Origin of the sequence: Micromonospora sp. NPDC048894 (assembly GCF_040649765.1) — a bacterium.
Lineage (GTDB): Bacteria > Actinomycetota > Actinomycetes > Mycobacteriales > Micromonosporaceae > Micromonospora > Micromonospora antibiotica.
This window is the reverse complement of the sequence record NZ_JBEZFY010000031.1, coordinates 1-9,127: the sequence shown is the minus strand read 5'-3', so window position 1 is coordinate 9,127 and position 9,127 is coordinate 1. Positions and strand designations below refer to the sequence as shown.

Genomic DNA, 9,127 nt, shown 5'->3' with positions numbered 1-9,127 from the left:
GTCGGGTGGTGGGTGCGGGTCGGTTGGTGGATGTGCCGACGTATGCGTTCCAGGGGGAGCGGTACTGGTTGGAGGCACCCCGCAACACCGGCGACCTGAGCGCCGCCGGTCTGGACCAGGCCGGCCACCCGATGCTCGGCGCCGCGGTCGTGCTCGCCGGTGACGCCGGGACCCTCTTCACCGGCCGGGTCTCGCTCACCACCCACCCGTGGCTCGCCGACCACCTGGTCGGCGGCACCGTCCTCCTGCCCGGCGCGGCCTTCGTCGACCTGGCCCTGCACTGCGCCGCGTACGCCGGACTGGCCATGGTCGACGACCTGACCCTGCACGCGCCGCTCGCACTGCCCGCGCACGGCATCGTGGACCTCCAGGTCGTCGCGTCCGCCCCGGACGACACCGGCCGCCGCCGGGTGACGATCCACGGCCGGTCGGCCGACACCGACTCCGGTCAGGACTGGACCCTGCACGCCAGCGGTGTGCTGACCCCGGTTGCCGACCCGGCCGGCACGGCGCTGACCAGTTGGCCGCCCGCCGACGTGGTGCCCGTCGACCTCACCGGCCTGTACGACCGGCTCGCCGAGCACGGCTACGGCTACGGCACCGCCTTCCGGGGCCTGACCGGGCTGTGGCGGGACCCGGACCACTGCTACGCCGAGATCACCCTGCCGGAGGGGACCGACCCCACCGGCCACCGGCTGCATCCGGCGCTGCTCGACGCGGCCCTGCACCCCCTGCTGGCGCTCGCGCTGGCCGACAACGACGGCCCGCTGCCGCTGCGGATCCCGTTCTCCTGGCAGGGGGTGACGGCCGCCGACGTGACGCCCGCCCGACTGCGGGTGCGGTGGGACGCCTCCGGCGGCGAGACCGTCCGGATGGACATCGCCGACGACACCGGCACCCCGGTCGGATCGGTACGCGCGCTGACCCTCCGCGAGATCGACCCGGCCCGGCTCGCCGCGCTGCGTACCGACCGGCTGCCGCTCTACGAGATCCGCTGGAACCCCGTCGAGACCCCGGCCGGGGCGGACGCCACCCAGGACCATGTCCTCGTCGGTGCGGACGGCCACCACCTGCGTGACCTGCCGGGTGTCGATCCGGCGGACTACCCGGACGTCGAGTCGCTGCGGGCGGCGGTCGCCGACGGCCGGCCGGCACCGTCCACCGTGCTGGTCTCCTGCGTGGGCTCGGCACCCGGTGCCGGGGTCGATCCGACCGCCACCGGGCTGCCCACCCGGCAGGTGCTCGACACGGTGCAGGGCTGGCTCGCCTGCGGTGAACTGGCGCAGTCGAAGCTGGTCGTCGTGACCAGCGGCGCGTTGCCGCTGCCCGGTGACACCGACGTCGACCTGGCCATGGCACCGGTCGCCGGCCTGCTGCGTACCGCGCGGGCGGAGAACCCCGGCGCGGTGGTGCACATCGACGTCGACGCCGATTCGGGCCCGGCCCTGTCCGGCGCGTTGGCCACCGGGGAGTCGGAGATCGCGCTGCGAAACGGCGTCGGCCTCGTACCACGGTTGGTGGTACGCCGCTCGGCGGAGCCTGCCGCGCCGCCGAGGCTCGACCCGGACGGCACCGTCCTGATCACCGGGGCCACCGGGGCGCTCGGCGCTCTCGTCGCCCGGCACCTGGTGGCGACCTACGGCGTGCGGCACCTGCTGTTGCTGAGCCGGCGCGGCGCGGACGCCCCCGGCGCCGGTGACCTGCTCGCCGACCTCACCGCGCAGGGGGCGACGGCCCGGCTGGTCGCCTGCGACGTCGGGGACCGCGAATCCGTCGCCGCGGCGCTCGCCACGGTGCCGGCCGACCACCCGCTCACCGCGGTCGTGCACGCCGCCGGGGTCATCGACGACGGGGTGCTGCCCAGCCTCACCCCGCACCGCCTCGACGTCGTCTGGCGGCCGAAGGTGCAGGCCGCCCTGCACCTGCACGAGCTGACCGCGGACGCCGACCTGGCCGCGTTCGTGCTGTTCTCCTCGGTGGCGGGTCAACTCGGCAACCTCGGTCAGGGCAACTATGCGGCGGCCAACGTCGCCCTCGACGCGCTCGCCGAACACCGCCGGGCCGCCGGCCTGGCCGGCACCTCCCTGGTCTGGGGGTTGTGGGGCGAGACCGACGGCACCGGGGCCGGCGCGGCGGCGAAACTCGACCGGGCGGCGCTGGACCGGGTCAGCCGGGGCGGCCTGCTGCCGCTGTCGCTCGACGAGGGGCTAGCCCTCTTCGACGACGCGCTGGCCGCCGGCCCGGCGGTGCTGGTCACCGCCCGCTTCGACATCGCCGGCCTCAGCGCCCGCACCGAGACCGACAACGTGCCACCCCGGCTGTCCGGGCTGACCCGCACGGCCCGCCGCCCCGCCGGTGGCCAACAGGCGTCCCAACCGCTGGTCACCCGGCTCGCCGGGCTGCCGGTCGGCGAACAACAGAAGATCGTGCTGGACCTGGTACGCAGGAACGTCGTCGCCGTCCTCGGCGGCGACCGGGTGGCGCGCGTCGACGACGACCGGTCCTTCAAGGAACTCGGCTTCGAGTCGCTGTCCGCGGTCGAGTTGCGCAACCGGCTCAGCGCCGCCACCGGTCTGCAACTGCCCGCCACGATGGTCTTCGACCATCCACGGCCCACCTCGCTGGCCGAGTTCATCCGGGAGACCGCCGCGCCGGCCGACGCCGAGGGCCCGGTCCTCGCCGAACTCGACCGGCTGTCCGCCGCCATGGCGGCGGCCTCCTCCGACCGGGGGCTGCGCCGGCTGGTCGCCGCCCGGCTGGAGAGCATGCTCGCCGACTGGAAGACCACCCCGGCGGACCGGTCGGCCGGCCCGGAAGCCAACGCGCGCATCGAGTCCGCGTCCGTGGACGAGATCTTCGACCTGATCGACCAGGAGTTCGGCACGGTGCCGCAGTGAGCGGCCACCGGCCGCAGGAGTCAACGAGAGCGGGTGTCCAGCGCATGTCAGGTGACGAGGCGAAGCTCCTCAACTACCTCAAGCGGATGACCATTGAGCTGCGCGACGCCCAGGAACGCATCCGGGATCTCGAAGAGAGCCGCCACGAGCCGATCGCGCTCGTCGGGATGAGCTGCCAGTACCCCGGCGGGGTGCAGACCCCGGACGAGTTGTGGGACCTGGTCGCCGGTGAGGTCGACGCCGTGGCCGGGTTCCCCACCGACCGGGGGTGGGACCTCGACGGGCTCTACGACCCGGACCCGGACACCGTCGGCACCAGCTACGCCCGCGAGGGTGGTTTCCTCTACGACGCGGCCGAGTTCGACGCCGGGCTGTTCGCCATCACCCCCCGCGAGGCGCTGTCCATCGACCCCCAGCAGCGCCTACTGCTCGAACACGCCTGGCAGTCGATCGAGCGGGGCGGCGTCGACCCCCGGTCGCTGCGCGGCAGCGACACCGGCGTGTTCGTCGGGGTGATGTACAACGACTACGGGTCGCGGCTGATGCCGGCACCGGAGGGCTTCGAGGGGTACGTCGGCAACGGCAGCGCGGCGAGCATCGCCTCCGGCCGGATCGCCTACTCGTTGGGCTTCGAAGGGCCGGCGATCACCGTCGACACCGCCTGCTCGTCGTCGCTGGTGGCGATCCACCTGGCCTGCCAGTCGCTGCGCTGGGGCGAGTGCTCCCTGGCCCTGGCCGGAGGCGTCACGGTGATGGCGACACCGGGGGTGTTCATCGAGTTCTCCCGGCAGCGCGGCCTGTCGCCCGGCGGCCGGTGCCGGTCCTTCTCCGCCGGGGCCGACGGCGCCGGCTGGGCCGAGGGCGTCGGAGTGGTCATGTTGGAGCGGTACTCCGACGCGCTGCGCAACGGGCACCCGGTGCTCGGTCTGATCCGGGGCAGCGCGGTCAACCAGGACGGCGCCAGCAACGGCCTCACCGCCCCGAGCGGGCCCGCCCAGGAACGTGTCATCTTCAACGCCCTCGCCGACGCCCGGCTCACCCCCGCCGACCTCGACGCGGTGGAGGGGCACGGCACCGGCACCACCCTCGGCGACCCGATCGAGGTACGCGCCCTGCAAGCCGTGTACGGCGCCGGCCGGGACGCGCAACGCCCCCTCTGGCTGGGCTCGCTCAAGTCCAACATCGGGCACAGCCAGGCCGCGGCCGGAGTCGGCGGCCTGATCAAGATGGTGCAGGCGATGCGGAACGAGGTGCTGCCCCGGTCCCTGCACGCCGACCCACCGACCCCCCACGTGGACTGGTCGTCGGGCGCGGTACGCCTGCTGCGTGAGGCCGTGGCCTGGCCGGTCGCCGATCGGCCACGTCGCGTCGGCATCTCCTCCTTCGGGATCAGCGGCACGAACGCCCACCTGATCCTGGAGGAGTCGCCACCCCCGCCCGCCGGGGAACACGGGTCCGCGCCGGTGGTGACACCCGACCGCCCGACCGCCTGGCCACTGTCGGGTAACTCGCCCAAGGCACTGCGGGACCAGGCACGACGGCTCGCCGCCCACCTGCGGCGTCGACCGCTGCGGCCGGTCGACGTGGCGTACACCCTGAATCGTCGTCCGCTGTTCGCCCACCGTGCCGTTCTGCTCGGCACCGACCCGGCCGAGCTGCTCACCGGTCTGGACCGGTTGGCCGGCGGCTCGGGCTCCGCCCAGGTGGTGCGGGGCCGCCCCGCCCCGCCCGGCGGTCGTACCCTCGCCATGATCTTCTCGGGTCAGGGTTCGCAGCACGCGGGCATGGGCCGCGACCTCTACCCGGCGTTCCCGGCCTTCGCCGCGGCCCTCGACGCGGCGTGTGCGGCCCTCGACGCGCACCTGCCGGTGGTGCTGCGCGACGTGCTCTTCGCCCCGGCGGGCACCGCCCTCGCCGCGCTGCTCGACCAGACCCGGTTCGCCCAACCTGCCATCTTCGCCGTGGAGGTGGCGCTGTTCCGGCTCCTCGAACGGTTCGGCATCCGGCCCCAACGGCTCGTCGGGCACTCGGTCGGCGAGTTCGCCGCCGCCCACGTCGCCGGAGTGCTCACGCTGGCCGACGCGGCGACCCTGGTCACCGCACGCGGACGACTCATGCAGGAACTGCCGGCCGGCGGCGCGATGGTGGCGGTGCAGGCCACCGAGGCCGAGGTGACACCGATGCTGGTGGACCGGGCCGCCGAGGTCGCCGTCGCCGCCGTGAACGGACCGTCCTCCGTCGTGGTCGCCGGTGACGAGCCGGCGGTCGCCGAGATCGAGGCGGCCTGGGCCGCCCAGGGCCGGCGGACCAGCCGACTGCGGGTCAGCCACGCCTTCCACTCCCCCCGGATGGAGCCCATGCTCGACGAGTTCCGGCGGGTGGCGGCGAGCCTGACCTACCGGCCGCCGACCGTCGAGCTGGTGTCCACCGTGACCGGTCGACCGGTCGGCCCGGGTGAACTGGAGGACCCGGAATACTGGGTGGCGCACGCCCGCCGGCCGGTCCGCTTCGCCGACGCCGTCCGGGCGCTGGCCGCCGCCGAGGTCACCGAGTACCTCGAAGTCGGCCCGGACAGTGTGCTGAGCGCGGTGGTCACCGAGAACCTCGGCGTCGCCGGCACGACCGGTGCGGTGCTGCCGCTGCTGCGCCGCGACGTCGACGAGCCGGTGGCGTTCCTGACCGGGGTCGCGAACTGGTACTGCCGGGGTGGCGGCGTCGACTGGGACGCGCTGACCGACGGGCTGGCCCCGACCACCGTCGACCTGCCCACCTACGCGTTTCAGCGCAAGCACTACTGGCTGGACGCGGTCGCACCGATGGTGGCCACCCGCCGGGCACCCACGCCGCCCGACTCGCTCACCGACGGCAGTGACGAGGCGGAGCCGTCGCTGGCCGTCACCCTGCTGCGGCTACCGGCCGCCGAACGCCGGGCGACCCTGCTGATGGCCCTGCGCGGGCTGGCCGCCGAGGTGATGCGGCTCGACCGGGCCGACGACGTCGCCGCCGACGTCCCCCTGCTCGAACTCGGGTTCACCTCGCTGATGGCGATCGACCTGCGCAACCGGGCCGCCGCCGCCACCGGAGTGGACCTGCCCGCCGCGCTGGTCTACGAGCACCCGACGTTCGAGGCGATCGTCGACTACGTCGACACCCTGATCACCGTCTAGACCCTCCGCCCCACCCCCTGATGGCCCGCGATCGACGCAGAATGAGGTCAGTTGTCATGCCGCAGACCCGTGACTTTTCCGAGGACGCGATCGCTGTCGTCGGCATGTCCTGCCGCCTGCCCGGCGCGGCGAACCCGGCCGCGTTCTGGGCCCTGCTCGCCAGCGGGGGCAACGCGATCGGCGCGGCACCCACCGACCGGTCGGGGCCGACCGCCCCACCCGGCGGCTTCCTCGACGACGTCGCCGGGTTCGACGCCGCCTTCTTCGGCATCTCCCCGCGCGAGGCCACCGCGATGGACCCGCAGCAGCGGCTGATGCTGGAGCTGGCGTGGGAGGCGTTCGAGGACGCCCGGCTGGCACCCGACCAGCTGGCCGGGCGGCCTGCGGCGGTCTACGTCGGCGCCATCCAGGACGACTACGCCCAACTGGCCGGCCGGGTGCCCGCCACCGTCCACACCCTCACCGGGCTGCACCGCAGCGTCGTGGCCAACCGGATCTCCTACACACTCGGCCTGACCGGGCCCAGCGTGGTCGTCGACTCCGGGCAGTCGTCGGCGCTGGTCGCCGTGCACCAGGCCTGCGAGAGCCTGCGCGCCGGGACCGTCTCGCTGGCCCTGGCCGGCGGCGTGAACCTCATCCTGGAACCGGGGAGCACCGCCCGGGTCGGCGAGTTCGGCGGTCTCTCCCCGGACGGCACGGCCTGGGTCTTCGACGCGCGCGCCAACGGCTACGTACGCGGTGAGGGCGGCGGCCTGGTCGTGCTCAAGCGGCTCGCCGACGCGGTGGCCGACGGCGACGACATCTCCTGCGTGATCCTCGGCGGGGCCGTCAACAACGACGGTGGCGGTGCCGGCCTGACCGTCCCGGACGGCGACGGGCAGGCCGACGTGATCCGGCGGGCGCACCGGCAGGCGGGCACCGACCCGGCCCACGTCGGCTACGTCGAGCTGCACGGCACGGGCACGCCCGTCGGCGACCCGGTCGAGGCAGGCGCGCTGGGTGCGACGATCGGCGTGCACCGGCCGGCGGACGCTCCGCTGGCCGTCGGTTCGGCCAAGACCAACGTCGGGCACCTCGAAGGGGCCGCCGGTCTGGTCGGTCTGCTCAAGCTCGCGTTGAGCGCCCGGCACGGGCAGATCCCGGCGAGTCTGAACTTCAGCACCGTCAACCCGCGCATCGACCTGGCCGCGCTGAACCTGCAGGTGCAGTGCGCGCTCGGGCCGTGGCCGGCGGACGCCGCCGGTGACGGCGACGCCCTGGCCGGCATCTCGTCGTTCGGAATGGGCGGCACCAACGCCCACCTCGTCGTCGGGCGGGCGCCCCGGCCCACCGGCGACCGGACCGACGCGCCGACGCCCCCGCACACCGCCCCCTGGGTGGTGTCCGCTCAGAACCCCGCCGCACTGCGCGCCCAGGCGGCCACGCTGCACCGGTTCCTCACCACCGGTGGCGACGTCGCGGGCGTCGACCTCGGCTACTCGCTCGCGACGACCCGGGCCGCCCTGCGGCACCGGGCGGCGATCCGCGCCGGTGACCGCGCCGACATGCTCGCCGCGCTCGCCGCGCTCGCCGCCGGTGACGACCGACCCGACCTGGTCGTCGGCCGCGCCCAGCCCGGCCGGGTGGTCTTCGTCTTCCCCGGCCAGGGCTCGCAGTGGGAGGCGATGGCCCGTGGCCTGTACGCCGACTCCGCGGTGTTCCGCGACCGCCTCGACGAATGTGCCGACGCGCTGGCCGCGTACACCGACTGGGACCTGCGCGACGTCCTGCTCGGCGGGGACGCCGACCAGTTGGCGCGGGTCGACGTGGTCCAGCCGGTGTTGTTCGCCGTGATGGTGTCGTTGGCGGCACTGTGGCGGGCGCACGGGGTGGAACCCGACGCGGTGGTGGGGCACTCCCAGGGTGAGATCGCCGCCGCGTGCGTGGCCGGCGCGCTGACCCTGCCGGACGCGGCCCGGGTGGTGGCCCTGCGCAGTCGGGCGATCCGGGCCCTGGCCGGCACGGGCGCGATGGCGTCTGTGGCGGCGTCGGCCGAGCGGCTGCTGCCGGTGCTGGAGCAGTGGAGCGACCAGGTGGCGATCGGGGCGATCAACGGCCCCGACTCGACCGTCCTGTCCGGAGCGGTGGACGTGCTGCCGCAGGTGCTCGCCGAGCTGACCGCGCAGGGGGTGCGGTGCCGGGCCATCCCGGTGGACTACGCCTCCCACTCCCCGCAGGTCGAGACGGTCCGCGACGAGGTGCTCGCCCAGCTCACCCCGATCACGCCCACCAGTGCCCCGGTCACCTTCTACTCGTCGGTGACCGGAACGCCCGTCGACACGGCCGGTCTGGACGCCGCCTACTGGTACCGCAACCTACGGCAGACCGTCCGGTTCGAGCCGGCCGCCACGGCGTTGCTCGACGACGGGTACACCACGTTCATCGAGTGCAGCCCGCACCCGGTGCTGGCCGTCGGCCTGCGGGAGACCTTCGCCGCAGCCGGGCAGCCGGCGTCCGTCGTGCCCAGCCTGCGGCGCGACGAGGGCGGCCTCGACCGCTTCCGGCAGGCCGTCGGCCATGCGTACGTCGTGGGTGTCCCGGTCGACTGGACCACGTCCTTCCCGGGCGCACAGCGGATCTCCCTGCCCACCTACGCGTTCCAGCGCAGGCCCTTCTGGATCGACGCGCCCGCAACGGACCCGGGCACGACGACCGTACGGCCCGACGCCGACGCGCCGGTGGCCGAGGAGCCCGTCGGCGACGGGGCCTGGGCGACTGACCTGCGGGAGCTGCCGGCGGAGCGGCGCCTCGACGTCGCCCTGGAGTTGGTCCGGCGGCGGGCCGCCGGCATCCTCGGTCATTCGAACGCCACCGACGTGGACCCGGAGACGACGTTCAAGGAACTCGGCTTCTCCTCGCTCACCGTCGTGGAACTACGCGACCGGCTGGTCGCCGACACCGCCCTGCCGCTGCCGTCCTCGCTCGCCTACGACTTTCCGACTCCGGTGTTGGTGGCGGAGCGGTTGGTGGGTTTGGTGGTGGGTGGGGTTTCGGGTGTGGGTGTTGCGGGTGTGGGTGTGGGTG

The 9,127-nt window shown here is 74.3% G+C and carries 3 protein-coding genes; all 3 read left to right on the top strand.

Annotated features, from left to right (window positions below; genetic code table 11):
* Positions 1–2,897: type I polyketide synthase (locus AB0C22_RS31125; protein ID WP_357538566.1), on the top strand; the 2,897-nt coding region annotated here is incomplete at its 5' end.
* Positions 2,898–2,941: 44 nt separating this feature from the next.
* Complete coding sequence (locus tag AB0C22_RS31120) at positions 2,942–6,064, top strand: type I polyketide synthase (RefSeq protein WP_357538564.1); 3,123 nt, start codon at positions 2,942–2,944, stop codon at positions 6,062–6,064.
* A 56-nt stretch (positions 6,065–6,120) separates the two neighbouring features.
* A partial coding sequence (locus tag AB0C22_RS31115; protein ID WP_357538562.1) for a type I polyketide synthase occupies positions 6,121–9,127 on the top strand: 3,007 nt, incomplete at its 3' end.

Bases quoted from the DNA above. Each gene is read 5' to 3' on its own strand.
- AB0C22_RS31120 (WP_357538564.1), top strand. From the start codon at position 2,942: ATGTCAGGTGACGAGGCGAAGCTCCTCAACTACCTCAAGCGGATGACC.